The following is a 16,834-nucleotide window of genomic DNA, read 5'->3' as shown; positions in this document are numbered from 1 at the left end:
AAATAGAGGGTGCTGACAGGAATATCAGTCGGCACCTTCAATTCCTCGTAGATATTTATTTTTAACGCAAACATTAACAGGGAGACTAATTAAGTACGCCGCTTGCGCAAAACTGGACATCCCTTTAGCTGCATTCCCATTTGTTCTATCATCTGCTATAGCCCCATACCATTTATCATCTATCATCTATCTTAATGTTAATCGCATCAAGCGATATATCATCCGGACGCCACATAATGCTCGCATTATAACTTTTAATTACCCGTTTATAAATCATTGTACCATCATCTATATCGCACTGCGATTTTAAATCCCCAGGTTTCGTTGCCAGTGCGGGGATACATACAAATATAATAGCCCCATAAAAAATTAACCTCATAATATAAACACTCCATTTAGTTATATATTGAAATCATCTTTACAAAACAACTATCATCTTAAACATTTTGTTATTACCTTTTTTATTTAACTTTATGCTTCGTTTGAAATCTATTGAATCCATACTGCCAAAACATGCCCTAATCATTGGTCTGATTCCCATTCTTAGCATCCAGATTCGCATCATATTCATCGCTGAAGGTATAATAAAAACACCATGATAAGGGTGCATATTGGCGCTCGAGCGTGTTTGCCGATATAGTGGGTTAGGGATGTATTCATTAAGTATAACGCTGCCCTCTTCCAGGATGTATGAAGTTGCTGACATAATCTGTTCCGATAAGACGCTACGATGTGCCATCCATTCTGATAAATAAGGTGCATAGCGAAAAATACGATGAATCTCTTGTTGAATCTCACTCGCCCCCAGTCGTAATAAAAAATTCAAGGTATAATCTGCGCTATACATATTAGCATCAGCGCGTATCTGATAAATATAAGCTTTTGCACTGCTGGTTAGGGTCGTCTGTATATTTTTCAATACTCGCTCTAAATAATTATACGCAAACCCCCGATCAGCCGTGGTGGAAATAAATGCGCTATCTGCCGATTGGTTGTCGATACTACGGCAACTTCTGCCACTGAGGTGCTCAAGTACAAAATCATTGTCACCAGAAGAATAAAAACCTGTGCTGAATATTTCTTTATGGTCGCGAGTATCAACACGCCAAACGATGTCCGGGGGTTTGGCTCTGCTATTAAAATTTACCAGACAGAAAAAAAATAATAACATTGTTAACTGATATCGCCCCATGACACCCCCAATAAAATATAACTACGTTACTCATATATTTCATGCATAAATATAGCAACGGGTATATTGATGTCATAATCCAAAATATCTGGGAACATACATGATAAATATCATTATCATTTAAAATTAAATCGTGAATGGACGTCTGTACGCATAATATTTGACAGGGAAATGACAGCAGGTGAACAGGTAAAAAAAAAGCCAGCACCCGAGCTGGCTTAAAAAACACTGGAAGCAATGTGAGCAATGTCGTGCTTTTCTGTCAAAAGCCTGAAACTTTAGGCTTTGTTCCGAAGAGCAAAATGATGATAATAGTTATCAATAGCACTTGCAAACACTTTGTTGAGAATTTTTCTCATTCCCACACTGATTCTGATGGATTTATGCACAAATTCAGAATGAAAAACCTTTCCCGTCAATGATTCATTCAATATTTCTCGGTGAATAAACAATAATTTGCTGTTTATCGCGCTCAATTGCTGCAACAAACAGCGGACAGCACAGTTGTTTTGCTCAATGGATTGGGAGGCGTGCCAGATTACGGTACACTAAGTGTATTGCTTACTTACTGCGAAGCGTTTATGCGTGCATTACTTATTTTGATGCTATCGATTTGGATGCTGTCGCTAGCTTGCCTTGCGACCCCAGCACTGGCGCAACCTGCCCCAGCCGCCGAACCGACTCAGCCCCTGCCGGATATCCGTCAGCGCGGTTTTGTCTATTGTGTCAGTGGGATACTGAATACCTTCAACCCACAGATGGCCAGTAGCGGATTAACTATCGATACTCTGGCCGCTCAGCTTTATGATCGCCTATTAGATGTGGACCCCTATACCTACCGGTTAAGCCCTGAACTGGCGGAAAGCTGGCAAGTGCTGGATAACGGCGCTACCTACCGTTTTCATTTGCGTAAAGATGTCCCTTTCCAGACCACTGATTGGTTTACTCCCACCCGCAAGATGAATGCTGATGACGTGGTGTTTAGCTTCCAACGGGTATTGGATTCGCAGCATCCTTATCATGATGTTAACGGCGGTGAATATCCTTACTTTGATAGCCTACAATTTGCTGATGCCGTGCAAAGCGTCAAAAAAATTGATGACTATACCGTTGAATTTAAACTGAAAGCTCCGGATGCATCATTCCTTTGGCATTTAGCAACTCACTATGCGCCCATCCTGTCAGCCGAGTATGCCGATGTATTAACCCAAAAGGGCCGACAAGAGCAGATCGACCGCGAGCCGGTAGGCACTGGCCCCTTCTTGTTAAACGAATATAGATCTGGGCAATATATTCGTTTGTTCCGTAACAGTGATTATTGGAAAGGTTTGCCACGTATGCCGCAGGTCGTCATTGATCTGGGCGCGGGTGGGACTGGCCGTTTATCTAAATTACTGACCGGTGAGTGTGATGTGCTGGCCTATCCCGCCGCGAGCCAGTTATCTATTTTACGCGATGACCCCCGCCTGCGTCTGACACTGCGCCCAGGGATGAACGTGGCTTATTTGGCCTTTAATACCCGCAAACCGCCGCTGAATGATCAACGTGTCCGCCAGGCAATCGCATTATCTATTAACAACCAACGATTGATGCAATCAATCTATTACGGTACGGCGGAAACTGCGGCATCCATTTTGCCCCGTGCATCATGGGCTTATGATAATCAGGCTCAGGTGACTGAATATAATCCGGAAAAGGCCAAAGCGATCCTCAAAGAGCTGGGTATCACCAAGCTGCAACTCAACTTATGGGTACCGACGGCATCGCAGTCCTATAACCCCAGCCCATTAAAAACGGCGGAGTTGATACAAGCAGACTTAGCGCAGGTCGGGATTACGGTGAATATCGTGCCGGTCGAAGGCCGTTTCCAGGAAGCTCGCCTGATGGAGATGAGCCACGATCTGACGCTCTCCGGCTGGTCAACCGACAGTAATGACCCCGACAGTTTCTTCCGACCGCTATTAAGCTGTGCGGCAATTCGTTCGCAAACAAACTATGCTCATTGGTGTGACCCTGAGTTTGATGAGCTATTGCAAAAAGCCTTACGTTCCCAGCAATTATCGGCACGTATTGAATATTATCAGCAAGCCCAACGCATTCTGGAACAGCAACTGCCGCTGTTACCTCTGGCCTCATCCTTACGGTTACAAGCATACCGTTATGATATTAAAGGTTTAGTTTTAAGCCCGTTTGGTAACTCTTCTTTTGCCGGGGTATTTCGCGAAAACCAGCTACGCGAAAGCCAGTCTCACGAAAGCAATCGCGATGAGGGCAAAAAGCCATGATAATCTTCACTTTACGGCGCTTATTACTGCTGGTGATAACATTATTTATGTTGTCATTGGTCAGTTTTAGCCTGAGCTATTTTACCCCTCATGCCCCTTTAAATGGCGCATCCCTGTTGGATGCTTATCGTTTCTATTTCAGCAGCCTGCTTCAGTGGGATTTTGGCGTTTCCAGCATTAATGGTCAGCCCATCAGCGAGCAACTGCGCGAGGCTTTTCCTGCCACTATGGAGTTGTGTGTTCTGGCCTTTGCCCTGGCGCTGTTTGTCGGCATTCCGCTGGGGATTATTGCCGGAGTGATGCGCGGCAAATTTGCCGATCTGGCGATCAGTTCAATTGCACTTATCGGTTTCTCAATCCCGGTATTTTGGCTGGCTCTGCTGCTAATGTTGTTCTTTTCACTGCATTTAGGGTGGCTGCCGGTTTCTGGGCGTTTTGACTTGTTGTATCAAGTCAAACCCGTCACCGGGCTGGCGTTAGTCGATGCGTGGCTGTCACCCTCGCCATATCGTAAAGATATGATGCTCAGTGCGCTACAACATATGATTTTACCCATTACAGCTCTGGCCGTAGCCCCCACCACGGAAGTCATTCGTTTAATGCGCACCAGTACCGATGATGTTATCGGGCAAAACTATATTAAAGCGGCAGCAACTCGCGGCTTGTCCCGATTTACCATTATTCGTCGCCATGTGTTGCACAATGCTTTACCGCCGATCATTCCAAAATTGGGGTTACAGTTCTCAACCATGCTGACATTGGCGATGATAACCGAAGTGGTGTTTAACTGGCCGGGGTTAGGTCGTTGGCTAATCAATGCAATTCGACAACAAGATTATGCCGCAATCTCAGCCGGTGTGATGGTGGTTGGTTCATTGGTTATCGTCATTAACGTCCTGTCGGATATTCTGGGCGCGATGATGACGCCGTTAAAGCATAAGGAATGGTATGCCCTTCGATAATGTCTACCGCGAGAAGAAAATGCCCAGCCCGCTGCTGTATACCTGGCGGCTTTTCTATGCCGATGGCCTGGCAATGGTGGGGTTTTATGGCGTGCTGGGTTTATTATTACTCTGTGTGCTGGGTAGCACGCTGGCCCCTTACGCGCTCGATCAACAGTTTTTGGGCTACCAATTACTGCCCCCTTCATGGTCACGTTACGGCAATGTCTCTTTCTTCCTGGGCACCGATGACTTAGGGCGCGATATTTTAAGCCGTTTATTAGCGGGCACCGCGTCCACTTATGGATCGGCGCTGTTGGTGACAGTGGCGGCAGCACTGTGTGGCCTGATCCTCGGAGTGTTCGCAGGTATCACCCACGGTTTTCGTTCAGCCATTCTTAATCATGTGCTCGATACATTGCTCTCTATCCCCTCGCTGCTGCTAGCCATTATTGTGGTGGCTTTTGTCGGCCCAAGTCTGGAACACGCCATGTTCGCGGTTTGGCTGGCGCTGCTGCCCCGCATGGTGCGTACCATCTACAGTGCGGTGCATGATGAACTGGATAAAGAATATGTCATTGCTGCCCGTCTGGATGGTGCGTCTACTCCGCATATTTTGGCCTATGCTATTTTGCCTAATATCGCGGCAGTGTTGGTCACTGAATTTACTCGCGCACTCTCAATGGCAATTTTGGATATTGCGGCCTTGGGTTTTCTCGATTTGGGCGCGCAGTTACCCTCGCCAGAATGGGGCGCAATGCTCGGAGATTCGTTGGATTTAGTTTATGTCGCGCCGTGGACAGTGATGTTGCCCGGTGCAGCGATTTTGGTCAGTGTGTTGCTGGTTAATCTGTTAGGTGATGGTATGCGCCGAGCCATTAATGCGGGGGTGGAATAATGCCATTACTGGATATTCGTAACCTCACCATTGAGTTTATGACCGCCGAAGGGATGGTGAAGGCGGTTGACCGCATCAGTATCACCCTTACTGAGGGGGAAGTCCGTGGAATAGTCGGTGAATCAGGCTCAGGCAAGAGCTTGATTGCCAAGGCTATTTGTGGTGTAAGCAAAGACAACTGGCGTATTACCGCTGACCGTTTCCGCTTTAATGATATTGACTTGTTGCAACTGACTCCCCGTGAGCGACGTAAGGTGATCGGCCATAATATCTCGATGATTTTTCAGGAGCCACAATCCTGTTTGGACCCATCAGAAAGTATTGGTCGGCAATTGGTGCAAGCTATCCCCGGTTGGACTTACAAAGGCCGCTGGTGGCAGCGATTTCATTGGCGTAAACGGCGGGCAATCGAACTGCTGCACCGGGTGGGGATCAAAGACCATAAAGATATTATGGGCAGCTATCCCTACGAACTGACCGAAGGCGAATGCCAGAAAGTGATGATTGCTATCGCGCTGGCCAATCAACCACGGTTATTGATTGCCGATGAACCCACCAATGCGATGGAACCTACTACTCAGGCACAGATTTTCCGTTTGCTGGCGCGGCTGAATCAAAACAACAACACCACGATATTGCTCATCAGCCATGATTTGCAGATGATGAGCAAATGGGCCACCCGGATTAATGTGTTGTATTGCGGCCAGACAGTGGAAAGTGCGGTTTGTGAAGACCTGCTCTCTTCCCCACACCACCCTTATACTCAGGCGCTGATCCGCGCCATGCCTGACTTTGGCCGCTCTCTGCCACACAAAAGTCGGCTGAATACTTTGCCGGGGGCGATACCGTCATTGGAACACCTGCCGATTGGCTGTCGTCTGGGGCCACGTTGCCCTTACGCCCAGAAAACCTGTATCGAAACACCGCGCTTGCGATTGGTGAAAAGCCATGCCTTTGCCTGCCACTTCCCCTTAAATCTGGAGGAGCAATAATGGCCGAGACACTGCTCGAAGTCCGTAACCTGAGCAAAACCTTTCGCTATCGCACTGGGCTGTTTCGTCGCCAGCATGTGGAGGCGGTCAAAGCGGTCAGTTTCACCTTACGCGAAGGACAAACACTAGCGGTTATTGGTGAGAATGGTTCGGGTAAATCTACCCTGGCAAAAATGCTGTCGGGTATGATTGAACCGACTGACGGTGAATTGCTCATTGACGACCACCGTCTGGTGTATGGCGATTATGCTTATCGTAGCCAGCGTATTCGGATGATTTTTCAGGATCCCAGTACCTCGCTTAACCCACGCCAACGCATCGGCCAACTGCTGGATGCCCCACTGAAACTGAATACCGATTTAGACGCCGCAGCACGGGAACAGCGCATCAATCAGACTTTGCGCCAGGTAGGGTTATTGCCTGACCACGCTAATTACTACCCTCATATGTTGGCCTCCGGTCAGAAACAGCGAATCGCGCTGGCGCGGGCATTGATCTTGCAGCCAAAAGTGATTGTTGCCGATGAAGCTTTGGCATCACTGGATATGTCGATGCGTTCGCAGATTATTAATCTGATGCTGGAGTTACAGGAAAAGCACGGCATATCATATATTTATGTAACGCAACACTTAGGCATGATGAAGCATATCAGTGACCAGGTGATTGTGATGCATCAAGGGGAAGTTGTGGAGCGCGGCAGCACCGCAGAAGTGCTGGCTGCCCCCTTGCATGATTTGACTAAACGATTGATTTCAAGTCATTTTGGTGAAGCACTGACCGCAGATGCCTGGCGTCGGGATAGCGCAAATTTCTAACCGCCCAGAATTAATGTGACGTTGTAACGCTATCCGTAAACCAACTTGTCTCCGCGATCGTCTGATCGCGGAAATTTTATGATCCTATATGAGATTAATGGCAAAGCTATTGGTGACTGCTAACAAAGTCAAATGAAGGGGAATCGTGCCGTTGGGGTCGTAGCGACGGAGTCGCCGGAGCGCCCCTAGGTGCGGTAAACCCTTCACTCACTGAGTCTGATACCCTCGTTAGCCAGTTATTAACTAACGTAACAACATTTTTGTTATATATAATAATATGTTATTACTTTTAGTTATTGATTATGGTTTAACATTATTTTATCTCGCCAACTCAATCAGCAATGATATCCACCGTGTTCATTCCATAAAACAACAGGATATCTCGCCGATGTTAATACCTCGCACTTTACATAACGCCCAGCCAGATACCGCAATACCCACTTTGTTCAGCATTCATCTGTACCTGCCGTCTGGAGAGGCGCTTCCCCCACATTCACCTTTAACTTTGGCGCGTTGCTGCCCCTAACGGAGGTTATTATGGTGCAATTTAGACGACAAGATAATGCTCACTGGTATCATGAAACTCAACGCAGTGGTGGAGTCCTTGCAGCACAGGTTGCCGACGAAAGTGACACAACCAATAGTGGCAACATCGGTAATCCATATCAGAGTAGCGCCCCCCTTGAGCAAGGCATTTTCCTGCTCTGTTTAGCTAACGATATTCCACTGGCATTAACTCACACCTTGCAGCACTACTCGGCTATTTTATCTGCCTCAGATGCCATGTATCTGGCGCTTTTCCCACCAGTTATCGAACTCAATCGCGAAAATACATTTTCCCTCTATGACCGATTAAGCAGCGCCTTGACTGTCGCGCAGGTTACCGGCATTCAGCGTTTATGCAGTCACTATGCTGCCCGCCTGACGCCACTTTCCAGCCCAGATGCCTCGCGGGAAAGTAATATGCGGCTGACACAAATCACCCAATTTGCGCGCCAACTCGCCAGCCAACCGACACTGATTGACCGACATGCACTGCAACAACTGGCTGAGGTAGGGCTAACCGATGCAGATATTATCGTTTTATCGCAGATAATTGGTTTTGTTGGATTTCAGGCCAGAGTGGTTGCCGGTTTTTCTGCTCAAGCGGGCTATCCGACCGTCATGCTACCCGGCTTTCCGCGTATGGAAGATGCCCCGCCAGCTCCGTTATCAGATAGTGAGCCACAGTGGCAAGGTTGGCTGCCCTCATTGGCACCAAACGACGCCATTGCAACCGAGGACATCCCAGCGGCTAGCGAGTTGACACTTAATGAGTTGCTCTCACATCATCAAGAGAGTTTGCACGCCTACAGTGCTATTGCCGCGCAATTGGATAATGCTGAGCGAGTACCCGCAGACTGGCAAGAATGGGTGTCACTGGCGAGCGCCCGCATTAATGGCAGCCGCTACTGCCAGGCTCGTCATCAGCATAATTTGCAACAACTAACTGGCGATAGCGCATTATTAGCCGCACTACAGACGGGGATCGGCCAGGCTTTAGCGGTACAACCCACTGAGCAAATCCCCCACCAGCTTATTTCTGTCACCGCCGAACTGACCCGCGCACCGGAGCGCTTTGGCCATCAGCATATTAGCCCGTTGCGGGCGATGGGCCTCAGTGATAAACAGTTGCTGGGCATCATCTTCAGCGCCGCCTCGGCCGGATGGACTAACCGGTTACGCCATACTCTGGGGCAAAGGGTGTAAATTCGACGATCACCTCAGTTATTACGCCTCGTGGGAAATCAGCCACTCTTGGGCGACGTCAAAGAAGTGCTGGGCCAGCGGTGTCACACGTCCTGGTTCAGCCACCACCACCGCAGCATGTCGGCTCATTTTGGGAATATCTACCGGCCTGCGCAGTAATGCCGGAGACATCTCTGCCAGCAAACTGCCCTGAGGGAATAAACCGCAACCCAGCCCGACAAAAATCCCTTGCAGCAACTGAAGTATCGATGCGCTTTCCAGCCGGGCATGCAGTGATAACCCAGCATCGCGGAAACTATTATCCAGATAACGGCGGAAGTAACGGCTAGGTTCCGCCAGACACAGTGGTAATGCCGCTACCTGAGAAAGTGTCAGCGGCTCGGTACCTGTCAATTCAGGGAAATGGCCGGGATGAAACACCACATCAACCCCACTATCGACCAAGGGTTGAGCTTGAAAATGCAGCTCATTGAGTGTGGTTAATTCAAAAAATCCAATACCCACATCGACGGAGTGGCCGGTCAGCGCTTCAAGTAACTGATCAGCACTTAATACTGATACCCGATAGTCCAGATGAGGGTAGCGCTCACTGGCGCTTTTCAGCAATCGAGCCAATGAGATGCTGCATTGTGGCACCACACCAATACGTAGCGTGCCATTCAACCCATTTTTGAGGGACTCGACTTCCAGTTTTAGCCCTTGATAAACAGAGACAATCTCTCTTGCCCACGATAATACGCGCTCACCTTCTGCGGTAAATCCCTCAAAATTATTGCCACGGTTTATCAGTGCAACACCCAACTCCCGCTCCAGATTTTTCAAACGCATCGACAAGGTAGGCTGGCTAACAAAACTGGCTTCAGCGGCTCGGCCAAAATGCCGTTCGCGCTCCAAATTACACAGATAGATAAGCTGTTTGATATCCATAGTGACACTCAGATTTTTATGATTGGGTGCAGTATATCATTGCCCTTTCACCACATGTTCTGCTGTATAAGCCTTTTTAAGGCCAAAAATTTTCACAATTTTCCGATTAATATCTCAATTTGGCCGTCAGCTCCTGCTTTAACCCGATTAACATTTGACCTTATTTTGCATAATTTCAGATTTTACCCTATAAGCACAATATTGATTTGGTTATTCACATACAGGTAACGATATGAACCATAAAAATCCTAAATAGCAGAATATATGCCTGATTAAAATCAGTTCAGCATTTAATCAAAACAAAAATTCGCCAAACAGCGAAAACATAAACGTTAATACTGCATAACATTTGTAACATGGTTTTATCGCATTGACAGATATATATGTAACAGAGTATTGCAAAGGACTTGTCTCGTTGACAAAGATAGTGAACATTAACCGCCGCTAAACATCTTATAACAACGCAAAAGGATGCCATCTCGCGCATTCACTTTTGTCTTTCCTGTCATTTATGGCGGGTAGTGAAAACAGAGGTTTCCGTGTCAACTGCAAACAACAATCAACAACCACCAAACAACAGCCAACCCGAAATCAGTATGAATGCTTTCAAGCAACCGAAAGCGTTTTACCTGATTTTCTCTATCGAGCTTTGGGAGCGTTTTGGTTATTACGGCCTGCAAGGGATCATGGCCGTCTATCTGGTGAAAATGCTCGGGATGAGCGAAGCCGACTCTATCACCTTGTTCTCATCTTTCAGCGCCCTGGTCTATGGTTTTGTTGCCATTGGTGGCTGGTTAGGAGATAAAGTCCTCGGTGCAAAACGCGTTATTGTGCTGGGTGCGCTGACGCTGGCAGTGGGTTATGCCATGATAGCCTACTCCGGTCATGACATTTTCTGGGTCTATCTCGGCATGGCGACTATTGCCGTTGGTAATGGTTTGTTCAAAGCCAACCCATCCTCCCTGTTGTCAACCTGCTATAACAAAGACGATCCGCGTTTGGACGGTGCATTTACTATGTACTATATGTCCGTCAATATCGGTTCGTTCTTCTCTATGTTGGCAACCCCATGGTTAGCCGCTAAATATGGCTGGAGCGTGGCGTTCTCACTGAGTGTTGTCGGGATGTTGATCACGCTGGTGAACTTCTGGTTCTGCCGCAAATGGGTGAAAAATCAAGGTTCTAAACCTGACTTTGCCCCATTACAATTTAAAAAGCTGCTGATGGTCTTGGTGGGTGTCGTTGCTCTGATCGCACTGTCAAGCTGGCTGCTGCACAACCAAATAGTGGCACGCTGGGCATTAGCATTGGTTTCTGTCGGCATTATTTTTATCTTTGCCAAAGAGACATTCTCACTGCACGGTACCGCACGTCGTAGAATGATCGTCGCATTCCTGCTGATGCTGGAAGCGGTGGTATTCTTTGTGTTGTACAGCCAAATGCCAACATCGCTGAACTTCTTCGCTATTCATAACGTTGAACATTCCATCTTTGGCATTGCCTTTGAGCCGGAACAATATCAGGCATTGAACCCATTCTGGATTATGGTTGCCAGCCCAATACTGGCTGCCGTCTATAACAAAATGGGCGACCGCCTGCCAATGCCGCACAAGTTTGCTTTCGGCATGGTGCTCTGTTCCGCAGCCTTCCTGGTGCTGCCATGGGGTGCAAGCTTCGCCAACGAACACGGCATTGTTTCCGTCAACTGGTTGATCCTTAGCTATGCGCTGCAAAGCATCGGTGAACTGATGATTTCAGGTCTGGGTCTGGCGATGGTCGCACAGTTGGTGCCGCAGCGTTTAATGGGCTTCATCATGGGGTCATGGTTCCTGACCACTGCCGCGGCTGCCCTGATCGCCGGTAAAGTTGCTGCATTGACTGCGGTGCCAAGTGATATCACCGACGCCCATGCATCACTTGCTATCTATAGCCATGTATTTATGCAGATTGGTATTGTGACCGCTATCATCGCTGTTCTGATGATGCTGACCGCACCAAAACTGTATCGCATGACATTGGCACCGAGTGACAGCAACAAACCCTCTCCTGCCGCCGCCGTTTAATTTGCTGGCTGGCTAAGAGCGCTCCTGCGGGAGCGCTTGAGGTTAATGACAAAGTGCTCGCATCGGTGAAAACAGGCAGATCGTAAAGACGCCGTAAACCCATCCCTGGGGGCTCGACCCGCGCCATCCTTGGCGCGGACGCTTTACTCTTCTACCTGCCTTCACCTTGCAAGATCGAGCCGTTGGAGTTTGTTAGCAGTTTGGAGTTGATTTCTGCGAGCTGTCAGTTATTTGACCATACGGCCAACTGATATCCATCCGGATCGGTGAAGTGGAAACGCCGCCCACCCGGGAAAGCAAATATCGGGATGACAATCTTGGCGCCCGCCTGTTCCAAACGTTTTTGCATCTGTTCTAAATTATCAGCATACAAAATGACAAGTGGCCCACCATTAGGCTGAACTTCCCCTAAGGTGAACCCTCCTGTCAATCGACCATCGGTAAACTCACAATAGCTCGGCCCATAATCAGTAAAGCGCCAATCAAAAACCGTCCCGTAGAAATCTTTTGAACGGGCAATATCACTGACAGCAAACTCTATATTGTCGATACGACTATCATTTCCCTGAATACCCATGATCTACTCCGGTGATTAACTCATCAAATAGTATTGTCGATTTATCTTATTCATTCCCTCTAATTATGTCTGCACCGCCGCCCAACACCAATGTGAATAACGTCACACTCTTGGTGTACAAAAAATAAACTATACTCACTTTATATCGCAGAGTAGTACCCCATATCTCAGGCTGATATACGCCTGTTATCTGCGGTCGATAACCGATCAGGAGGTGATTTATGATCAACCATGTTTGGGGGCTTATGACCCATCCCGGTCAGGAGTTTCAGCAAATCAAACGTGAGGGCGAAAGTGTACGTCACATGTACGCTCATCACATTCTCCTGATGGCAGCCATCCCGGTGATTTGTGCATTTATCGGCACCACGCAAGTCGGTTGGAATTTTGGTGATGGGCAGACTATAAAACTGGCGCCTCTAACCGCACTCTATTCCGCAGTCATTTTTTATGTCTTGATTCTGGCGGCCGTAGCACTGATGGGGCGGGTGATTTACTGGATGGCACGCCGCTATGAAAGCCGCCCAAGTTGGCAACACTGCACCTTATTCGCCGGTTATGCTGCCACACCGATGTTGCTGGCCGGAGTGGTCGCCCTCTACCCAATTATCTGGTTGTGCTTATTGGTCGGGGTGATTGCACTTTGCTATGCCGGTTACTTGATGTATCTGGGTATCCCCGCCTTCCTCAATATTGACCGGCAAGAAGGTTTTATCTTCTCAGGCTCTACCTTTGCCATCGGGGTGCTGGTTTTAGAATTACTTCTTGGCCTCACCGTTTTACTGTGGGGCTACGGTTCGCGATTGCTGTAATACTCTAAATGCTCCGCTCCTGGCGTTATTTCGCTGAGAGCGAGAGCGGATTCTCTATTTGAAGTCACTAACAGGCTTTTATCGTGATTAATGTCGCCCAGATCGCAATCTCTTACATCTCCACTTAGGATAAAGTTGTACACTAGGTAGGACTGAGGCAAACAAGGCAAAAAAAATGAAAAAGCTGACATTAAAAGAAATGACCGAAAGTGAGCAACGTGACGTCAAAACGCAACTCGATAAAGCCAGGATAAATTTAGGAAGGGCATTAACCAACTCAGAACAAAATAAAGTGAAAGACGAAGCCATAGAAAAAATCATGAATGCCCGCGAACAAGTCGCAAAATTAACCCGCGTAGAAAGAAAAACCAAAAAAACAGCACCAAGCACCACCACCTTTAGCTGGTCTGCCTCGATCAGCACACGTCCAGCACGTCCACCACGGTAACTATCTCCACTGACAGAAAATAACTGTCATGGATGGCCTACAGTGGGGGAAATATACTGCTGTAGGTCAACTTCTCACTTCTTGCACAATTATATTACATTGCATTAGCTGCATTTTTTGTCTGCCTGTCTTAGGATTAATGGAAGCTTTTTTCTTTCAGTATGCTATTGAGGAGTTTATGATGAAATTGTTCTATAAACCCGGTGCCTGCTCTTTGTCTCCCCATATTGTATTACGTGAAGCGGGGCTAGATTTCAGTATTGAAAGTGTCGATTTGGCGACTAAAAAAACTGAAACGGGTGAAGACTATTTACGCATCAACCCGAAAGGACAAGTACCTGCCCTGTTACTGGATGACGGAAGCCTGCTCACTGAAGGTGTAGCCATCGTACAATATCTGGCAGATAAAGTGCCTGACCGCCACCTGATTGCGCCATCCGGCACCCTTTCTCGCTACCACGCCATTGAGTGGTTAAACTTCGTTGCGACTGAATTACATAAAGGTTTCAGCCCGCTGTTTAACCCGAAAACACCTGACGAATACAAAGTTATCGCCCGTGAACGGCTGGATAAGCAATTCAGTTATGTCGATGGTGAATTAGCAAAACATGATTATCTGTTAGGCTCAAAATTCAGCGTGGCCGATGCTTATCTCTTTACCGTGACTCGTTGGGCAAATGCACTGAAGCTTGAAATTAAACAGCGCAGTCATTTAGATAAATATATGGCGCGGGTAGCAGAACGTCCGGCAGTGAAAGCGGCGCTGGCGGCAGAAGACGTGAAGAAATAAGAAAATCACTTATTTGAAGTGCCCCTAAATAAGGGGCACTACAGACCAGGATTATAATTTCGTCGCAGTAAAATGACAGGAAGGGTTAACAATAGCGTCCTGTGCCGCAACCACTTGAAGTTCATACTCACCCATCTGCTGAGTTTTCAACATCACTTCATATACCGCCGCCGTCACATGCTCCAGCGCCTTATCCAAGGGCTCGCCTTTAAGTAGATTGACTAGCAATAATCCACTGGTCAAATCGCCCACACCCACTGGCTGGCGGGTGCCAAAATCTACCAGTGGACGGCTGATGTGCCAGGCATCATCCATGGTCACTAATAACATTTCAAAACAGTCACGGTGATAACCGGCACGGCTCAAATGCTTGACCAAAACAACTTTTGGCCCTTTCGCACAAAGGTCGCGGGCAACTTTTACCGCTTGATCAACATTGTCTACGTGCACGCCACTGAGTTGCTCCAGCTCGAGCAGATTTGGCGCAATGATATCGCTGGCGGGTAACGCTTCTTTGCAAAAGAACTCTGCTACACCGGGGGCCACAATACAGCCTTTCTCAGGATGCCCCATGACCGGGTCACAAAAATACCAAGCGTTAGAATTAGCCTGTTTCACCCGCGCAACTGCCGCTAAAATATGACCACCTTGCTCTGGTGAGCCAATATAACCACTCAATACGGCATCACAATCTTTCAGCCGATCAATATCGGCAATACCTTGTACAATTTCAGTCAGATGGCTGGCTGGCATAACACATCCCGTCCAGTGACCATATTGCGTATGATTCGAAAACTGAACGGTATTTAATGGCCAGACATTAACACCCATCCGGCGCATAGGGAATTCAGCCGCACTATTACCTGCATGGCCAAAAACAACGTGTGACTGAATCGAAAGTATATTTTTCATTGGTACGGCCTAAAGTGAATAAACCATCAGCAAAAAAATAAGGGACATACTTGCCCCTTATTTTTCTTTTTACTCTTACAGCCAGCTAATCAGGCAATAATGTTTTTTACCACGGCGCAATAAGGTATAGCGACCAAATAGACGATCAGCATCCGTGAAAGTGTATTCCGGATCAGATTGCTTCTCACCATTAATCGCCACCGCATTAGAGCTAATCATAGTGCGAGCTTGACCACGAGAAGGCACCAACTCCGCATTGACCAACGCTTGCTGCAAATCGGCGTCACGAGTCAGTTCAATGGTTGGCATGCCATCTTGCGCCAGTTGAGCAAAGTCAGCTTCTGTCATGTCGTTTAAATCACCGGAGAACAAGCTGGCAGTGATGCGTTTAGCCGCCGCCAGACCTTCTTCGCCATGCACCATACCAGTGACATTTTCCGCCAACACATACTGAGCGCGCGGCGCTTTGCCACTGTTTTTATCTTCTTCTTCCAGTGTGTTAATCTCTTCCAGACTCATGAAAGTAAAGAATTTCAGGAAGCGATAAACGTCAGCATCTGCGGTATTGATCCAGAATTGATAGAATTTGTAAGGGCTGGTTTTCTTCGGATCAAGCCACACCGCGCCACCTTCGGTTTTACCGAACTTGGTGCCATCTGCTTTGGTAATTAATGGTACGGTCAGGCCATAAACCTGCTGCTGATGAAGACGACGAGTCAAATCGATACCGGAGGTAATGTTACCCCATTGGTCAGATCCCCCAATTTGTAATGCAACGCCGTGCGCTTTATTCAGGCAAGCAAAATCATAAGCCTGCAACAAATTGTAGGAAAACTCGGTAAATGAAATACCGCTATCGTCGCGATTTAAACGCTGTTTGACGGCCTCTTTGTTGATCATCTGATTAACAGAGAAGTGTTTGCCGATATCACGCAGGAATGTCAGCACATTCATGCCACCGAACCAATCGTAGTTGTTGGCCGCAATAGCACTATTGTCACCGCAATCAAAATCGAGGAATGGCGAAACCTGCCGACGGATTTTCTCCACCCACTCGTTCACCGTATCTGCCGTATTCAGTTTACGTTCGCTGGCTTTGAAGCTTGGGTCACCAATCATACCGGTCGCACCACCCACTAAAGCAACCGGGCGATGCCCTGCCAGTTGGAAGCGCTTTAGGCACAACAACGGAACCAGATGACCCAAATGCAAGCTGTCTGCGGTAGGATCGAAACCGCAATACAGTGAAATTGGCCCTTGCGCCAGTCTCTCTGCTAACGCGTCTTCATCCGTAACCTGGGCAACGAGGCCCCGCTCTTGCAATTGTTTAATCAGGTTGCTGCTGGTCATCAACGACTCCATTGTTTTACAAAATTATTTTTACAAAAAATTTGTCTTTTACGAGGTAACGCGGATTTATACCCTAAATAGTT

15 protein-coding genes and 1 pseudogene are annotated in these 16,834 nt (G+C 47.6%); 10 read left to right on the top strand and 6 right to left on the bottom strand.

Annotated features, from left to right (window positions below; all coding sequences use genetic code 11):
• Positions 1-24: 24 nt before the first annotated feature.
• Positions 25-379: pseudogene (gene ytxB / locus HU019_RS04070) on the bottom strand (putative AB5 enterotoxin binding subunit YtxB).
• A gap of 39 nt (positions 380-418) precedes the next feature.
• Positions 419-1,192, bottom strand: a complete 774-nt coding sequence (ytxA, locus tag HU019_RS04065; protein WP_174847710.1) for a putative AB5 enterotoxin ADP-ribosylating subunit YtxA — start codon at positions 1,190-1,192, stop codon at positions 419-421.
• Positions 1,193-1,773: 581 nt separating this feature from the next.
• On the opposite strand from ytxA, the gene sapA reads away from it, so the two are divergent.
• From sapA to HU019_RS04035, 6 genes are all read left to right on the top strand, one after another.
• The gene (gene sapA / locus HU019_RS04060; protein ID WP_174847711.1) at positions 1,774-3,477 is read left to right on the top strand and encodes an ABC transporter substrate-binding protein SapA; all 1,704 of its coding nucleotides are present in this window, start codon (positions 1,774-1,776) and stop codon (positions 3,475-3,477) included.
• Positions 3,474-4,439, top strand: coding sequence for a putrescine export ABC transporter permease SapB (gene sapB / locus HU019_RS04055; RefSeq protein WP_174847712.1), 966 nt, complete (start codon positions 3,474-3,476; stop codon positions 4,437-4,439). Before sapA ends, sapB begins: the two co-directional genes overlap by 4 nt.
• Complete coding sequence (gene sapC, locus HU019_RS04050; protein ID WP_174847713.1) at positions 4,426-5,316, top strand: putrescine export ABC transporter permease SapC; 891 nt, start codon at positions 4,426-4,428, stop codon at positions 5,314-5,316. Before sapB ends, sapC begins: the two co-directional genes overlap by 14 nt.
• Complete coding sequence (gene sapD / locus HU019_RS04045) at positions 5,316-6,308, top strand: putrescine export ABC transporter ATP-binding protein SapD (RefSeq protein ID WP_174847714.1); 993 nt, start codon at positions 5,316-5,318, stop codon at positions 6,306-6,308. The genes sapC and sapD overlap by 1 nt, the downstream gene beginning before the upstream one ends.
• Positions 6,308-7,123, top strand: coding sequence for a putrescine export ABC transporter ATP-binding protein SapF (gene sapF, locus HU019_RS04040; RefSeq protein WP_174847715.1), 816 nt, complete (start codon positions 6,308-6,310; stop codon positions 7,121-7,123). The genes sapD and sapF overlap by 1 nt, the downstream gene beginning before the upstream one ends.
• A gap of 537 nt (positions 7,124-7,660) precedes the next feature.
• Positions 7,661-8,872 (top strand): CMD domain-containing protein, encoded by a 1,212-nt coding sequence (locus tag HU019_RS04035; protein WP_174847716.1) that lies wholly within the window; start codon positions 7,661-7,663, stop codon positions 8,870-8,872.
• 21 nt (positions 8,873-8,893) lie between these two features.
• Here HU019_RS04035 and HU019_RS04030 read toward each other — a convergent pair whose 3' ends face one another.
• The gene (locus HU019_RS04030) at positions 8,894-9,799 is read right to left on the bottom strand and encodes a LysR family transcriptional regulator (RefSeq protein WP_174847717.1); all 906 of its coding nucleotides are present in this window, start codon (positions 9,797-9,799) and stop codon (positions 8,894-8,896) included.
• Between the two features lie 539 nt (positions 9,800-10,338).
• On the opposite strand from HU019_RS04030, the gene dtpA reads away from it, so the two are divergent.
• Entirely contained in the window at positions 10,339-11,862 is a 1,524-nt protein-coding gene (gene dtpA / locus HU019_RS04025; protein WP_174847718.1) for a dipeptide/tripeptide permease DtpA, read from the top strand.
• 223 nt (positions 11,863-12,085) lie between these two features.
• On the opposite strand, the gene HU019_RS04020 is transcribed toward dtpA, so the two are convergent.
• A complete protein-coding gene (locus HU019_RS04020) occupies positions 12,086-12,439 on the bottom strand; it encodes a VOC family protein (protein ID WP_019083067.1) in 354 nt (117 codons plus the stop codon).
• Between the two features lie 221 nt (positions 12,440-12,660).
• Here HU019_RS04020 and HU019_RS04015 point away from each other — a divergent pair, with 221 nt between their 5' ends.
• The 3 genes from HU019_RS04015 (at position 12,661) to gstA (ending at position 14,489) form a co-directional block, all read left to right on the top strand.
• Positions 12,661-13,251 carry a Yip1 family protein gene (locus HU019_RS04015; protein WP_174847719.1) on the top strand — a complete coding sequence of 197 codons (591 nt, stop codon included), beginning with the start codon at positions 12,661-12,663 and terminating at the stop codon, positions 13,249-13,251.
• Positions 13,252-13,426: 175 nt separating this feature from the next.
• Positions 13,427-13,699, top strand: a complete 273-nt coding sequence (locus tag HU019_RS04010; RefSeq protein ID WP_174847720.1) for a YjbD family protein — start codon at positions 13,427-13,429, stop codon at positions 13,697-13,699.
• A 181-nt stretch (positions 13,700-13,880) separates the two neighbouring features.
• Positions 13,881-14,489: a glutathione transferase GstA gene (gene gstA, locus HU019_RS04005; RefSeq protein ID WP_174847748.1), complete on the top strand. Its 609-nt coding sequence runs from the start codon at positions 13,881-13,883 to the stop codon at positions 14,487-14,489.
• 51 nt (positions 14,490-14,540) lie between these two features.
• Here the strand turns inward: gstA and pdxY are convergent, their stop codons facing one another.
• Both pdxY and tyrS read right to left on the bottom strand, forming a co-directional pair.
• The gene (pdxY, locus tag HU019_RS04000; RefSeq protein ID WP_174847721.1) at positions 14,541-15,401 is read right to left on the bottom strand and encodes a pyridoxal kinase PdxY; all 861 of its coding nucleotides are present in this window, start codon (positions 15,399-15,401) and stop codon (positions 14,541-14,543) included.
• A 75-nt stretch (positions 15,402-15,476) separates the two neighbouring features.
• The gene (gene tyrS, locus HU019_RS03995; RefSeq protein ID WP_174847722.1) at positions 15,477-16,751 is read right to left on the bottom strand and encodes a tyrosine--tRNA ligase; all 1,275 of its coding nucleotides are present in this window, start codon (positions 16,749-16,751) and stop codon (positions 15,477-15,479) included.
• Between the last annotated feature and the right edge of the window lie 83 nt (positions 16,752-16,834).

This window comes from Yersinia artesiana, assembly GCF_902726545.1.
GTDB lineage: Bacteria > Pseudomonadota > Gammaproteobacteria > Enterobacterales > Enterobacteriaceae > Yersinia > Yersinia artesiana.
Note: the sequence above shows the minus strand (reverse complement) of the source record. Positions and strands in the feature narration are given on the sequence as shown.

Bases quoted from the DNA above. Each gene is read 5' to 3' on its own strand.
- sapD (WP_174847714.1), top strand. From the start codon at position 5,316: ATGCCATTACTGGATATTCGTAACCTCACCATTGAGTTTATGACCGCC.
- tyrS (WP_174847722.1), bottom strand. From the start codon at position 16,751: ATGACCAGCAGCAACCTGATTAAACAATTGCAAGAGCGGGGCCTCGTT.
- HU019_RS04010 (WP_174847720.1), top strand. From the start codon at position 13,427: ATGAAAAAGCTGACATTAAAAGAAATGACCGAAAGTGAGCAACGTGAC.
- sapA (WP_174847711.1), top strand. From the start codon at position 1,774: ATGCGTGCATTACTTATTTTGATGCTATCGATTTGGATGCTGTCGCTA.
- ytxA (WP_174847710.1), bottom strand. From the start codon at position 1,192: ATGGGGCGATATCAGTTAACAATGTTATTATTTTTTTTCTGTCTGGTA.
- HU019_RS04015 (WP_174847719.1), top strand. From the start codon at position 12,661: ATGATCAACCATGTTTGGGGGCTTATGACCCATCCCGGTCAGGAGTTT.
- pdxY (WP_174847721.1), bottom strand. From the start codon at position 15,401: ATGAAAAATATACTTTCGATTCAGTCACACGTTGTTTTTGGCCATGCA.
- sapB (WP_174847712.1), top strand. From the start codon at position 3,474: ATGATAATCTTCACTTTACGGCGCTTATTACTGCTGGTGATAACATTA.
- sapC (WP_174847713.1), top strand. From the start codon at position 4,426: ATGCCCTTCGATAATGTCTACCGCGAGAAGAAAATGCCCAGCCCGCTG.
- HU019_RS04030 (WP_174847717.1), bottom strand. From the start codon at position 9,799: ATGGATATCAAACAGCTTATCTATCTGTGTAATTTGGAGCGCGAACGG.
- gstA (WP_174847748.1), top strand. From the start codon at position 13,881: ATGAAATTGTTCTATAAACCCGGTGCCTGCTCTTTGTCTCCCCATATT.
- HU019_RS04020 (WP_019083067.1), bottom strand. From the start codon at position 12,439: ATGGGTATTCAGGGAAATGATAGTCGTATCGACAATATAGAGTTTGCT.
- sapF (WP_174847715.1), top strand. From the start codon at position 6,308: ATGGCCGAGACACTGCTCGAAGTCCGTAACCTGAGCAAAACCTTTCGC.
- HU019_RS04035 (WP_174847716.1), top strand. From the start codon at position 7,661: ATGGTGCAATTTAGACGACAAGATAATGCTCACTGGTATCATGAAACT.